The sequence below is a fragment of the Pseudomonas sp. CAM1A genome (assembly GCF_047501685.1).
In the GTDB taxonomy this organism is placed as follows: Bacteria; Pseudomonadota; Gammaproteobacteria; order Pseudomonadales; family Pseudomonadaceae; genus Aquipseudomonas.
Map to the genome: position 1 here is coordinate 295,019 of NZ_JBFNXP010000004.1, position 13,365 is coordinate 308,383.

The following is a 13,365-nucleotide window of genomic DNA, read 5'->3' on the forward strand; positions in this document are numbered from 1 at the left end:
TGAGAACCGAGGATATTCATAGTTTGCTAACTATCAATATACGCCCTGCCCTCCCCCTGTCGTCAACCGCCGGTGACGCAGGGAAAAGATGAAAGGTTGTTCATGATCCCGGCAGGCGCGCTGCGCTCAAGGCTGGATCTGGTCTTCCAGCTTCATGGTCAGCGCGAGCGTGCTGCCCAGCTGGATCGCCTGGTCGCGCCAGCCCAGGTAGCGCGCCGCGTCGCGGCTGCTGAAATGCACTGCCAGCTCCTCGGCGGCCTGCATCACCCCGGTTGCCGCCGCCAACTCCAGCCAGTACAGGCCGGCCTTGGTGTCGGCCTCGACGTACAGGCCGTGCAGCAAGCGGTATCCCACCTCGAAGCGGCAGCGCTTCTCGCCACGCTCGGCACCGCGCAGGAACCATTGGTAGGCCTCGAGGGGATCGACCTGCCACACCTGGTCGCCCTCGCACACCTCTTCCTCGTACAGATCGCCCAGCGCCGCGGCGGCATGCACCATGCCCCGCTCGAAAGCATGGCAGTAGTATTCGGCCGCATTGACATAGGAAACATCGACGCCCTTGCCGAAGTAGTGTTGCTGCCCAAGGTTGAACCAGGCCGCGGCATTGCCCTGCAGGGCGGCCATGCGCAGCAGGTGGCCCGCGAGCACGGTGTCGCCGCGCCAGTATTTGCCATTGAGCCAGATCCAGCCCAGGTCGTTGAGCGCCGCGACATTGCCCAGCAGGGCCTGGCGGCACAGGTCGTGGTAGACCGCCTGCAAGTCGACTGCCTCGTCCAGGCGGTCGATAAGGCCGAAGCGTTCGCCACTCAATGCCTGCTGGGCGGGCATGCCGACCCCGGCGAACAGGCGGTGGCGCTGCCCGGGGCGGGCCGGGGCCGGGACGATCCGCTCGGGTAGAAGCCGGGCAAGCAGCGAATGGATATTGCTGGCGGCAGACATGTTCATCCTCATTGAACGACCCACAGCTCCAACCTCCACTGTGGTGAGGCGTGATTCTGCGCGATGCCACGACAAAACCTGTCGCGAACGAATTGATCCCAGGCAACCAATTGCATCTTCCTTGATCTGAGCAGGCCGTGGCCAATTGCCATGCCCTGCCCGTGCCGCCATCCTATGCCGGCAAGCCTAGACAAGGACGTTTCCTTTTGCCGTTCGCCACCACCCGCGCCACCCTCAGCCGCCAATGGGCATTGCTGCGCCAGTTGCCCAGCCGCTCCCCCGGGATCACCAGTGCCGAACTGGTGTGGCGCCTGCGTGACGTGGGCTTCAATGTCAGCAAACGCACGGTCGAGCGCGACCTCAACGAGCTGTCGCTGATCTTTCCGCTGGAGCGCAACGACAAGAGCATCCCGTTCGGCTGGCACTGGTCGGCCAATGCCGGCGGCGAGTTGCGCGGGAATTTCGACCTGCAGGGGTACCTGCGCGGCGATACGTTGCAGCCTGGACAAGGGGAAGGCATCGAATTGCAGGCGTGGATCAGCGACTTGCTGGCCCGCCGCCTGCGCGAGACGCCGCTGACCGCGGACATGCAGTTGACCGCGCTGGATCAGGGGCACCGATTGCGGGCAACCGTGGCGGATGGCTGGCCCTTGCGCTGGTGGTTGCTGAGCCAGGGGGATGGGCTAGTGGTGGAAACGCCGCAGGCTTTGCGCGAGGAGATTGCGCGGACATTGGCCAGTGCGGCGGCACAGTATCTGGAGTGACTGAAGGCCCAATCGCGGGACAAGCCCGCTCCCACAAAGTGATTCAGGCCCGAATTTCTAGCGCTGCATGCCCCAGCGCCGCACGGTCAGCCGCTCCAGGGTGTTGAACACCAGCCCCTCCACCAACAGGCCGATCAGGATCACCACCGCCAGCCCGGCGAACACCTTGTCGGTGTACAGCTCGTTGCGGTTCTGGAAGATATACCAGCCCAGCCCGCCCTTGCCGCTGCTGGCACCGAACACCAGCTCGGCGGCGATCAGCGTGCGCCAGGCGAAAGCCCAGCCGATCTTCAGCCCCGACAGGATCGACGCCAGCGCCGCCGGCACCAGGATGTGCAGCACCAGGCGCAGGCCGCGCAGCCCGTAGTTGCGCCCAGCCATGCGCAGGGTCTCGGATACGCCAAGAAAGCCCGCGTAGGTGTTCAACGCCAGCGCCCACAGCACCGAGTGCACCAGCACGAAGATCAGGCTGTTGTCGCCCAGGCCGAACCAGAGCAAGGCCAGCGGCAGCAGGGCGATGGCTGGCAGCGGGTTGAACATCGAGGTCAGCGTGCCCAGCAGGTCGCGCCCCAGCTGCGTCGAGACGGCCAGGCTGGTCAGGCCGAAGGCCAGGACGATGCCCAGCACATAGCCCTTGAGCAGCACCACCAGCGATACACCGACCTTGGCCGGCAGCTCGCCGCTGAGCAGCCCGTCCCACAATGCGCTGGCAGTCTGCAGGAAGCTCGGCAGCAGCAGGTCGTTGTCGGTATAGCGAGCCACCGCCTCCCAGGCCACCGCGAGCAGCATCAGGATCACTGCCTTGCGCAGCCAACCCTGTTGCCACAACCGTTGCGCCAGCGGCAGCTCACGCTCTAGCGGCACACCCGGCAGGGGTTGCAGCGGCACTTCGTATTCCTGGCGTACAGGTGTCGTGGTCATGTCCTGGCTCCTGTCAGTAGGCAATACGGATATCGTTGAAGCCCAGATCACCCGCACTTTCCGGGGTGCCGGCCTGATCGAACAGCAACCGGTGGATGCGCCGGGCGCTGGCCTGGAAGTCACTGGCGCCGAGGCTGCCAAGATCATACTGATGGCTGTGCACCTCGGCCCGCACCCGTCCGGGATGCGGTGACAGCAGTAGGATACGATTGCCCACCACCAGCGCCTCCTCGATGGAGTGAGTGACGAACAACAGGGTGAAACGCACCTCTTCCCACAGCAGCAGCAGCTCTTCCTGCATCTTGCGGCGGGTGAGCGCATCGAGCGCGGCGAACGGCTCGTCCATCAGCAGGATCTTCGGTTGCGTAGCCAGTGCCCGGGCGATGGCCACGCGGGCTTTCATGCCGCCGGACAAGGTATGGGGGTATGCGTCGGCGAAGGCGGCCAGACCGACCTTCTCCAGATAATGCAGCGCTCGCTCTTCGGCCTCCGCCCGCTTGAGCTGGCCCGACACCCGCAGCGGGAACATCACGTTCTGCTTCACCGTCTTCCAAGGCGGCAACTGGTCGAATTCCTGGAACACCACGATGCGGTCGGGCCCGGGGCCGCGCACCGGCTGGCCCTGGAGCAGGATCCGCCCTTCCCGTGGTTCGATGAAGCCGGCCACGGCCTTGAGCAAGGTGGACTTGCCGCAGCCGGACGGGCCGAGCAGGACGAAACGGTCGGCGCGATCCACCTCGAAGCTGACCTGGTGGGTGGCCCGTACTACCCGCTGGCCGGTGCGGTATTCAAGGCTCAGGTTGTCCACCGCCAGCAGCGGTGGGGTGGCAACACGGCTCAGGTTGCTGGCCGTGTGGCCTGGCAAGGGGGCGGTCATCGGCGGTCAGCTCCCCTGCAGCGGGCGTTCATCCTGGAAGAAATAGTCCTTCCACGATTCGGGCTTGTGCTTGATCGCACCGACCCGGTAGAGGAAGTCGGCCAGCTTGTAGGTGTTCTTCGGGGTGACGGTGAATTCGTACTGCGGATTGTCGATCAGCTTGATCAGCGCCTCGCGGTCAATCTTGGCCTTGGTCACGCGGATGTAGGTATCGGCGGCGGCGGCCTTGTCCTTCTGGGCAAAGTCGGCGGCTTCGGCCAGGGCATCGACGAAGGCCTTGTAGGTCTTGGGGTTGTCCTTGCGGAATTGCTCGGTGGCGAACAGCAGGGTCGGTGAGTTGGGACCAAGCAGGTCGTAGCTGTTAAGCACCACGTGCACGTTCTTGTTGGCCAGTACCTGGTCCTGGAACGGCGGGTTGGAGAAGTGTCCGTTAAGCTCGGTGCCGCCGGCCAACAAGGCCGCGGTGGCGTCCGGGTGCGGCACGGCCAGGGTGTACTTGTCGAGGCGGTTGTATTCCTTGTCGCCCCACTGCCGGGCGGCGGCATACTGCAGGAAGCGCGACTGCACCGACACGCCCACTGCCGGGACGGCGATACGGTCCTTGTCGGAGATATCGGCGATGGTCTTCACATTGGGATTGCTGCTGACCAAGTAGTAGGGGAAGTTGCCTAGTGAGGCCACGGCCTTGACGTTCTGGCGGCCCTTGGTGCGATCCCACACGGTGAGCAGCGGTCCGACGCCGGCGCCGGCGATGTCCACCGAGCCGGACAGCAACGCGTCGTTGATCGCCGCGCCGCCGGACAACTGGGCCCAGTCGACCTTGATGTCGATACCCTGCTCGTTACCGTGCTTCTCGATCAGTTGCTGGTCACGCACCACGTTGAGCAGCAGGTAGACGATGCCGAACTGCTCGGCGATGCGGATCTGCCCTTCGGCGTGAGCCACGGTGGGCGCCGCCAGGCTGCCCAGAGCCAAGCTGGCGCCCAGGCCGATACTTGCCGCCAGGCGGCTGATGGATTTGCGCATGGTGTATTTCCTCAGTCGTCAGAACGGGGCATCGCCCTGGATGGTGGTGCGGTACAGCTTGCGGCGCAGGTGCGCGGGGCAACCGGTGGCCAGGTGGATCAGCGAGCGGTTGTCCCAGAACACCAGGTCGTGGGGCTGCCATTGATGGCGGTAGATGTTCTGCTCCAGCACACTCAGGGCGTACAGCTGTTGCAGCACGTCACGGCTTTCGTCATCCGGCAGGCCGACGATGCGGGTGGTGAAGCCTTCGCTGACGAACAGCGCCTTGCGGCCATTCTCCGGATGAGTACGCACTACCGGGTGGATGACCTCCTGGACCTGGGCCAGTTGCTCGGCGGTGAGCGTCGGGCGCCAGTTGCCTTCGAACTTGGTCTCGGCGTAACGCGCGGTGTAGGAGTGGGCGGCGCTGCGGCCTTCGACGACCCGGCGCAGGGCCTCGGGCACCGCGTCCCAAGCCTTGTGCAGGTCGGCGAACAAGGTGTCGCCGCCTTCGCTGGGCAGCTCCTGGGCGTGCAGCATCGAGCCCAGGCTCGGCAGTTCCTTGTACGACAGGTCCGAGTGCCAGAACTTGCCGGCGTCGCCCAGGCCGACGTTGCGGCCGTCCTCGACGATGTTGGACACGATCAGGATCTCGGGATGGCCGGCGAGCAGGAACTGCTTGAGCACATGGATCTGCAGCGCGCCGAACCGGCGGCTGAAGGCGATCTGCTGTTCGGGGGTGATGCGCTGGTCGCGAAACACCAGGACATGATGGTCCAGGTGGGCGCGGTGAATGCGGATGAAATCCTCGGCATTGACCGCACGGGCCAGGTCGAGGCCGATGATCTCGGCACCGACGGCGCCGGGGAACGGGCGAATGTCGAAGGTTTGCGGTTGGGCGCTGTCGATGGTCGACAAGGCGTTCGAGGCGGCTGGCATTGTTCACTCCCACGCAGTGCGCGACTTCAGGGCGCGCAACGATCGGAAACGCACGGGGATTGCCCGTGTGGGTTCGAGTCGTGCGGCGCGCCGATTGGTCAGCGGGTACGCAGTGGGGTGACTATAAAGTCATAAGAACAGTAATTTAAATACCTTTATTGCATATCCATATGAATATGCTCTGCCCTGCTCCAGCCTACAAAGCGAGGGCGTGGGAGCGGGCTTGCCCCGCGATGACGTCGGCAGCAACAACCTCGCTGCCTGGGCGAACGCCATCGCGGGGCAAGCCCGCTCCCACAGGTTTTCCGCCCCGTCGAGCGATCAACGCTCGCGCAAGGCTTCCGAACGGGCCTTGATGATCGGCTTGAGCAGGTAGCTCATGATGGTCTTCTTGCCGGTCATGATATCCACCGTGGCCACCATCCCCGGGATGATCAGCAGCGGCTTCTCGTCGCTGCCCAGATGGCTTTTGTCGGTGCGCAGCTTGATCAGGTAGTAGGTGGTCTTCTTGTCTTCGTCGGTGATGGTGTCGGCGCCGATCTGTTCGAGCTTGGCCTTCATGCCACCGTAGATGGTGTAGTCATAGGCGGTGAACTTGACCGTGGCTTCCTGGCCCGGGTGGAGGAAGGCGATGTCCTTGGGCAGGATCTTCGCCTCGACCACCAAGGTGTCGTCCAGCGGCACGATCTCGATGATGTCGCTGCCCGGCTGGATCACGCCGCCGATGGTGTTGACCAGCAGCTGCTTGACGATGCCGCGCACCGGCGAGATGACCATGGTGCGGTGCACGCGGTCGTCCAGCGCCTTGCTGGTGGCGGTGGCCTTGTTCAGCTCGGTGCGGGCTTCGTTGAGCTGGGTCAGCGCCTCGCTGCGGAACTTGCCGCGGGTCTCCTCGATCTTGCTCTCGACCTCCTTGATCGCCGCCTCGGCACGAGGGATGGCCAGGGCGGTGGAGTCCATCTGGCCACGGTTCTCGACCTCGGCGCGGCGCAGGCGCAGCACCTCGACCTGGGAGATCGCGCCTTGGGCCACCAGCGGCTCGGACATCGCGATTTCCTGGCGCAGCAACTGCAGGCTGTTGGCGTACTGGGCGCGCTTGGAGTTGAACTCGCGCAGCTCCTGTTGCTTCTGCACGAGTTGCTGTTGCAGGCCGCCAATCTCGTCCTGCAACTGCTGACGCCGGCTCAGGTACAGCGACTGTTCGTTGGCCGCCTGGCTTGGCGCGGCCTTGCGCAACTCTTCGTCGATCTGCAACGGCTTGTCCTCGACCTCGGCGTTCAGGCGCTGCACGCGCAGGGCCATGGCCAGGCGCGAGGCCTCGGTCTCGTCGACGTTGGAGGCGAAGCGAGTCTCGTCCAGGCGCAACAGCGGCTGGCCGACTTCGACGATCTCCCCCTCCTTGGCGAAGATCTCGGCAACAATGCCGCCTTCGAGGTTCTGGATCTTCTGCACCTTGGACGACGGGATGGCCTTGCCCTCCCCGCGCGTCACCTCGTCGATGGGCGCGACGCTGGCCCAGACAATGAGGAACAGGAAGAACGCGATCACGCCCCAGATGGTCAGACGCACCACCCGCGGCGCGTCCTCGATCAGTGCCTTGTTGACCTCGGGCAGCGGCTGCCCGGCCAGCGACTCGGAGCCCTTGAAGTAGCGGCGCAGGTTGTCCTTGAAACGCCCGATATCCAGCTTATGCAACACTGATCTGCCCCTTCTTCAGCGCATCCATGACGGCGGCTTTCGGGCCATCCGCGACGATCTGTCCACGATCGATGACAATCAACCGGTCCACCAGCGATAACAACGAAGCGCGATGGGTGACCAGCAACACGGTCTTGCCTTCGATGACCGCGGCCAGACGCTGCTTGAGACGCTCCTCGCCGGTGTTGTCCATGGCGCTGGTGGGCTCGTCGAGCAGCAGGATCTGTGGGTTGAGCAGCAGGGCCCGGCCCAGGGCGACGTTCTGCCGCTGGCCACCGGAGAGATTCTGCCCACGCTCGCCGACCTGCAACTCGTAGCCGTCGGGGTGCAGACGGGCGAACTCGTGCACACCCGCAAGCTCCGCGGCCTGCAGGATCAGCTCGTCCTCGATGTAGCGGGCGCCGCTGACCAGGTTGTCGCGCAGGGTGCCGGCCAGCAGCTGGATGTCCTGGGGCACATAGCCGATGTTGTGGCGCAGTTCGCTGACATCGATCTGGCGAATGTCCACGCCATCAACCAGCAGCGAGCCGTTGTCCGGCTCGTACAGGCCGACGATCAACTTGGCCAGTGAGCTCTTGCCCGAGCCGCTGCGGCCGATGATGCCGACCTTCTCGCCTGGGCGAATGTTCAGGTTGATGCCCTTGAGCGCCTGGTTCTGCTGGTTCGGGTAGGTGAACTCGACGCCGCGGAACTCGATGGCGCCCTGCAGCACCTGACGGCTCAGCGGGCGCTCTTCGAAGTTGCGCTCCTGCGGCAGTTCCATCATCTGGTCGGTGGCGACCATGGTCACCTTGGCTTGCTGGTAGCGGGCCAGCAGGCCGTTCAGCGAGCCCAGCGGGCCAAGGGCGCGACCGCTGAGCATGTAGCAGGCCACCAGGCCGCCCATGCTGAGATTGCCGTCGATGATCAGGTACACGCCCACGCAGATCATCGCCACGCCGGCCAATTGCTGGATCAGCAGAGTGATGTTCATGGCCAGGCCCGACAGCACCTTGACCCGCAGCTCGAGGCGGCTGAGGGTGCCGAGGGTCTGCTCCCACATGTACTGGCGCTCGCTCTCGGCATTGTTGACCTTGATCCCGTCCAGGCCGGCCAAGGTTTCGATCAGGCTCGACTGGCGCTCGGAGGCCAGCGCCATGGTGCGTTCCATGGTCGCCATCAGCGGCTTCTGCAACGCATAGCCGATGCCCAGGGCCAAGGGGAATGCCAGGACCGGGATCCACACCAGGTGCCCGCCGATGATGGCGATGACCATCAGGATCAGCAGGGTGAACGGCAGGTCGATCAGGCTGGTCAGCGTCAGCGAGGCGAGGAAGTCGCGCAGACCCTGGAACTCGTGGATGTTCTGGGCAAAGCTGCCGACCCGCGCCGGGCGATACTTCATGGCCATGCCGACGATGCGCTCGAACAGCGTCGCCGAGATGATCAGGTCGGTCTTCTTGCCGGCCAGGTCCAGGCAGAGGCTGCGCAGCCCCTTGAGGATCAGGTCGAAGACATAGGCCCCGGCGATACCCACCGCCAGCACCCACAGGGTCGAGGTGGCCTGGTTGGGCACCACGCGGTCGTACACGTTCATCACGAACAGCGGCGCGGCCAGAGCGATCAGGTTGATCACCAGGCTGGCGGCAATGGCATCGATGTACAGCCATTTGCTGCGCAGCAGTGTGTCGCGGAACCAGGAGCGCGCGCGCGGGATAAGGTTGCCGTGGTTGACGTCGAACTTGTGCTGCGGCTGGGCGAAGAACACCTTGCCGCTGTAGTCGCCCAGCAACGCCTCACGGGTGACATGTACTTCGCCGCCGTCGCTCTCGCTGAGCAGCAGCCGCGCGGTGTCTTCGTTTTCCCAGCCCAGCAGCACCGCACAGCGGCCTTCCTTGAGCAGCAGCATCGCCGGCATGGCGATGCTGGGTATCTGCTCCAGCTTGCGCTGCAACAGGCGCCCCTGCAGCCCGGCCCGGGCGGCTGCACGCGGCAGCAGCTCGGCGGTCAGGCGTTGCGAGGGTAAGGGCAGCCCGGTGGTCAGCATGGCCCGGCTGGCGGGTTTCTGATGCAGGACACACAGGGTCAACAGACTGTCCAGCAGCGGGTCGTCATGCTGACTGCGTGGATCGTGGCTGAGTTGGACTCGACTGACTTCGGATTCCACGCGGCGCTCTCTTCATCCTTGCGGGGGTGGGTTCAAGGCGCCTTTCAGTTCATGCCTGGCAGGTTCACCTTGGGTTTCAGGTCGTTCTGCACAACAGTAGCCATCGGGGCTACGACACCCTGGCTCTTGAGCAGCTGGCCAATGGTCGCCTTGATTCGGTACTGAGTAAACATTTGTATGTTCTTCACCTCTACCAGACGACGCTGGGCGGTGAAGGTTTCATTCTCGCTGTCGAGCAGGTCGAGCAAGGTACGCTCGCCCAGGCCGAACTGCTGCTGGTAGGCGCTGCGCACCCGGTTGCTGTGATCGACGTACTGCTGAGCGATCGGCACCTGGGCGTTGGCGTTTTCCAGAGCATTCCATGCCAAGCCTAACTCCTCATTGAGCTGGCGCAAGGCGTTGTTGCGAATGTCCAGTGCCTGGTTGGCCAGGTACGACTTCGATTCCAGGTCCGCCTTGTTGCTGCCGCCGGCGTACAGGTTGAAGTTCATGCGCAGCATGGCCTGCCATTCGTTGTTGTGGCCGACCGCGCCGTCGAGGTTGTTGTCGGCCGTTCGTCCGAGTTCAGCATCGAAACGTGGATAGAAAGTAGACTTTGCCGCTTCGTACTGCTTCTCGGCAGCCGCGATGTCCGACTCGGCCGAACGCAGGATCGGGCTCTCTTCGACCAACTGGTGGCGGGCTTCGTCAAGGGTCGCCGGCAGCAGGTCGACAAATGGCGCGGGCGTGCTTAACTCGTCGGGCATTTGTCCGACGACGCTCAGGTAGTTGGTGTTGGCATCGGCCAGGTTGGTCTGCTCGGTGATCAGGTTGTTGCGGGCCTGGGCCTGGCGCGCTTCGGCCTGGTCGAGGTCGGCCATGCGGCCCACGCCACGGCTGGTGCGCAACTTGATCTGGTCGAGGATGCGGTCGTGGTTGCGCAGGTTTTCTTCGGCCAGGCGCACCATCTCACGGCGCGACAGGACGTCCAGATAGACCTGGGCGACGGTCAGCGCGGTGCGCTCGGAGGTCCCCAGCAAGGAGTAGGCGCGGGCATTGACGGTGGCTTGTTGACGCCCGACCTCGCTAGAGGTGGCAAAACCGTCAAAGACCATCTGCCGCAGGCGGATCGCCGATTCGCCACGGTTCAGCGTCTCCCAGCGGTTGCGGGTGCTTGGGCTGTCGGTGCCCTCGCGGCCATAGCCGGCCGTCATATCGACCCGCGGCAAATAGCCGCCCTGGGCTGCACGCAGTTGATAGTCCGCGGCCGTGCGTGCGTTCACGCCGGCCTGGATTTCCGGGTGTACCTCGAGGGCCTTCTGCATGGCTTCGGGCAAGGTTTGTGCTTGAACGAAAGAGGCGGCGAGAGCGAAAGGAAGAGCGGTGAACAGTGACGCACGCATTTTTACTGGTTCCCGAGAGAGCTGTTGTCCCAAATCACAGCCGAAGCCGTGCCTGCCTTGGAAAATGGCGAACCCTGATCTGTATGTAGGAAGCTTCCGAATAGGCAGTGCGATTAATACAAAAGAAAGGGGTTGGCTGGCCAAATATCAATGTGACATTACCTTGGCGATTGTTTAGGATGGCAGCCAGAAGGTCAATAGTTTGGCATAAACTTAATAGCCAGAAATTATAGACGTAAAATTGACGCAATTACGCGTCAAAAACATTATTGAAACATTCCATCAGTCGCCGCCTTCGAATGCCGGCCGGGCATGGAAGCCAACTGAACGGGTAGTCCGGAGAGTCCAATGAGCACTGTTGTTGCCATCGTCAAAAGCATTGTTGGCCAAGTCATCGCAGTTTCCCCAGAAGGCATCCGGCGCGTACTGATCGAAGGCGATCGCCTGCTTGCCGGCGAACAGGTAGACACCGGCACTGGCGGTGCGGTCACTCTGGAGCTGGCCGACGGCCGTCTGCTCGACCTCGGTCGCGAAACCCAGTGGAGTGCCGACGCCCCAGACAGCAGCGTTGACCTGAGCCAGGCCACCGCCCAGGCGGCGCCCTCGGTCGAAGAACTGCAACAGGCCATCGCCGCCGGCGTCGACCCGACCACCGAACTGGAAGCCACCGCAGCCGGCCCGGCCGCGGCGGGCGGCGGCTCTGTAGGCGGCGGGCATAGCTTCGTCCTGCTCCAGGAAACCGCAGGAGTGGTCGACCCGACCATCGGCTTCCCCACCGGCCCGATAGGCTTTGCCAACGGCCTGGGCAACGATGAGCAGGGTGGGCTGGACGGCAGCAACGCCAGTACCAACACCACCAATGCCCCGCTCACCACAGGCCTGACCCTGAGCGCCACCCCCACGATCACCGAGGCGGGTGGCGTAATCGTCTATACCGCCACCGTCGGCCAGCCACCGCTGACCAACCTGACCGTGACCTTGTCCAACGGCGCCGTCATCGTGATCCCGGCCGGCCAGACCACCGGCACCGTCAACGTCAATATCCCAGCCAACGACACGCCCTACATCGATGGCGGCCAGATTTCCGCGACCATCACCGGCACCAGCGGCGGCAATGGCCTGATCGTCACGCCGAGCACCACCCCGGCAGTGACCGAGGTCACCGACACCATCGACACCACCACCGCCACGCTCACCGCCACCCCGAGCGTGACCGAAGGTGGTGTGATCACCTACACCGTGACATTGAACAACCCGGCCCAGACTCCGGTCACCGTCACCCTGTCCAATGGCCAGACCGTCACCATCGAGGCCGGCAAGTCGTCCGGCAGCGTCGATTTCCAGACCCCTGGCAACGACGTCTACAACAACGGCAGCACCGTCAGCACCACGATCACGGGGGCAACGGGCGGCAACTTCGAGAAACTGGAGCCGAACCCGGCACCAGCGGACACGAAGATCAACGACTCGATCGACACCACCACCGCCACCCTGACCGCCACCCCGAGTGTCACCGAAGGCGGCGTGATCACCTATACCGTGACCCTGACCAACCCGGCCCAGACCCCGGTTACCGTCACTCTGTCCAATGGCCAGACTGTTACCATCGAGGCCGGCAAGTCGTCCGGCAGCGTCGATTTCCAGACTCCGGGCAACGACGTCTACAACAACGGCAGCACCGTCAGCACCACGATCACGGGGGCAACGGGCGGCAACTTCGAGAAGCTGGAGCCGAACCCGGCACCAGCAGAAACGAAGATCAACGACTCGATCGACACCACCACTGCCGCCCTGACCGCCACGCCGAGCGTCACCGAAGGCGGCGTGATCACCTATACCGTGACCCTGACCAACCCGGCCCAGACTCCGGTCACCGTCACCCTGTCCAACGGCCAGACCGTCACCGTCAAGGCTGGCGAAAGCACCGGCAGCGTCGACTTCCAGACCCCGGCCAATGACGTATTCGTCAACGGCAGCACTGTCACCACCAGCATCACCGGCGCCAGCGGCGGCAACTTCGAGAAGCTTGAACCCGACACCACGCCGACCCAGACCGTGATCAGCGACAGCATCGACACGGTGACCGTCAGCATCGCCAGCAATGGCAACGTGACCGAGGCCGAGCAGCCGACCTTCACCGTATCGGTCAGCCAGAAGCTCGACCATGACCTGACCGTGACCCTGTCCAATGGCGCCACCGTGGTCATCAGCGCGGGCCAGACCCAGGCCACCTACAGCCTGCCGGCCCAGGGCGACGACGTGTTCAAGGACGCCGATTCCGTGACCCTCGGCGTCACCGATGCCAACGTGGCGGGCAAGACCTTCGAGAACCTGCAGCTGGGTGGCGATGCTACGGTGCAGATCACCGATACCGTCAGTGAGGTCGTCGCGACCCTGACTGCGGATAAAACCACGGTCACTGAAGGCGGCCAGATCACCTATACCGTGACGCTGACCAATGCCCAGGGTCTGCCGGTCAGCGGCCACAATGGCCTGACCTTCACCCTGACCGATGGGACCAAGGTCACCATCCCGGCCGGCAGCACCAGCGGCACCTTCACCATCACCGCACCGGACGACGTGTTCGTCGGCGGCCAGCCTTCGATCGTCAACAAGATCGAGTCGGTTGCCGGTGGCGACAACTTCGAGAAATTGACTCTGGGTGATAACACGGTCACCACGAGCGTGACCGAT

The 13,365-nt window shown here is 64.0% G+C and carries 10 protein-coding genes; 2 read left to right on the forward strand and 8 right to left on the reverse strand.

Translation table 11 applies throughout. The features are described 5' to 3' along the window. Positions 1-126: 126 nt before the first annotated feature. On the reverse strand, positions 127-939 hold the full coding sequence (locus tag ABZO33_RS14180) for a tetratricopeptide repeat protein (protein ID WP_414536542.1): 813 nt from the start codon (positions 937-939) through the stop codon (positions 127-129). 206 nt (positions 940-1,145) lie between these two features. Here ABZO33_RS14180 and ABZO33_RS14185 point away from each other — a divergent pair, with 206 nt between their 5' ends. Next, positions 1,146-1,703: a WYL domain-containing protein gene (locus ABZO33_RS14185; protein ID WP_414536543.1), complete on the forward strand. Its 558-nt coding sequence runs from the start codon at positions 1,146-1,148 to the stop codon at positions 1,701-1,703. Between the two features lie 57 nt (positions 1,704-1,760). Here ABZO33_RS14185 and ABZO33_RS14190 read toward each other — a convergent pair whose 3' ends face one another. The 7 genes from ABZO33_RS14190 to ABZO33_RS14220 all read right to left on the reverse strand — a co-directional run bounded on the left by ABZO33_RS14190 (position 1,761) and on the right by ABZO33_RS14220 (position 10,671). Next, positions 1,761-2,624 (reverse strand): ABC transporter permease, encoded by an 864-nt coding sequence (locus ABZO33_RS14190; RefSeq protein WP_414536544.1) that lies wholly within the window; start codon positions 2,622-2,624, stop codon positions 1,761-1,763. Between the two features lie 13 nt (positions 2,625-2,637). After that, the gene (locus tag ABZO33_RS14195; protein ID WP_414536545.1) at positions 2,638-3,501 is read right to left on the reverse strand and encodes an ABC transporter ATP-binding protein; all 864 of its coding nucleotides are present in this window, start codon (positions 3,499-3,501) and stop codon (positions 2,638-2,640) included. Between the two features lie 6 nt (positions 3,502-3,507). Beyond that, complete coding sequence (locus ABZO33_RS14200; RefSeq protein WP_414536546.1) at positions 3,508-4,527, reverse strand: ABC transporter substrate-binding protein; 1,020 nt, start codon at positions 4,525-4,527, stop codon at positions 3,508-3,510. 18 nt (positions 4,528-4,545) lie between these two features. Continuing rightward, on the reverse strand, positions 4,546-5,445 hold the full coding sequence (locus ABZO33_RS14205; protein WP_414536547.1) for a TauD/TfdA dioxygenase family protein: 900 nt from the start codon (positions 5,443-5,445) through the stop codon (positions 4,546-4,548). A 321-nt stretch (positions 5,446-5,766) separates the two neighbouring features. After that, positions 5,767-7,143 carry an HlyD family type I secretion periplasmic adaptor subunit gene (locus ABZO33_RS14210; RefSeq protein WP_414536548.1) on the reverse strand — a complete coding sequence of 459 codons (1,377 nt, stop codon included), beginning with the start codon at positions 7,141-7,143 and terminating at the stop codon, positions 5,767-5,769. Continuing rightward, positions 7,133-9,289: a type I secretion system permease/ATPase gene (locus ABZO33_RS14215; RefSeq protein WP_414536549.1), complete on the reverse strand. Its 2,157-nt coding sequence runs from the start codon at positions 9,287-9,289 to the stop codon at positions 7,133-7,135. Before ABZO33_RS14215 ends, ABZO33_RS14210 begins: the two co-directional genes overlap by 11 nt. A gap of 44 nt (positions 9,290-9,333) precedes the next feature. Continuing rightward, positions 9,334-10,671, reverse strand: coding sequence for a TolC family outer membrane protein (locus tag ABZO33_RS14220; RefSeq protein ID WP_414536550.1), 1,338 nt, complete (start codon positions 10,669-10,671; stop codon positions 9,334-9,336). A gap of 348 nt (positions 10,672-11,019) precedes the next feature. On the opposite strand from ABZO33_RS14220, the gene ABZO33_RS14225 reads away from it, so the two are divergent. After that, positions 11,020-13,365 (forward strand): retention module-containing protein (locus tag ABZO33_RS14225; RefSeq protein ID WP_414536551.1); only part of this gene is annotated, 2,346 nt, incomplete at its 3' end.

Bases quoted from the DNA above. Each gene is read 5' to 3' on its own strand.
- ABZO33_RS14180 (WP_414536542.1), bottom strand. From the start codon at position 939: ATGTCTGCCGCCAGCAATATCCATTCGCTGCTTGCCCGGCTTCTACCC.
- ABZO33_RS14190 (WP_414536544.1), bottom strand. From the start codon at position 2,624: ATGACCACGACACCTGTACGCCAGGAATACGAAGTGCCGCTGCAACCC.
- ABZO33_RS14195 (WP_414536545.1), bottom strand. From the start codon at position 3,501: ATGACCGCCCCCTTGCCAGGCCACACGGCCAGCAACCTGAGCCGTGTT.
- ABZO33_RS14200 (WP_414536546.1), bottom strand. From the start codon at position 4,527: ATGCGCAAATCCATCAGCCGCCTGGCGGCAAGTATCGGCCTGGGCGCC.
- ABZO33_RS14205 (WP_414536547.1), bottom strand. From the start codon at position 5,445: ATGCCAGCCGCCTCGAACGCCTTGTCGACCATCGACAGCGCCCAACCG.
- ABZO33_RS14220 (WP_414536550.1), bottom strand. From the start codon at position 10,671: ATGCGTGCGTCACTGTTCACCGCTCTTCCTTTCGCTCTCGCCGCCTCT.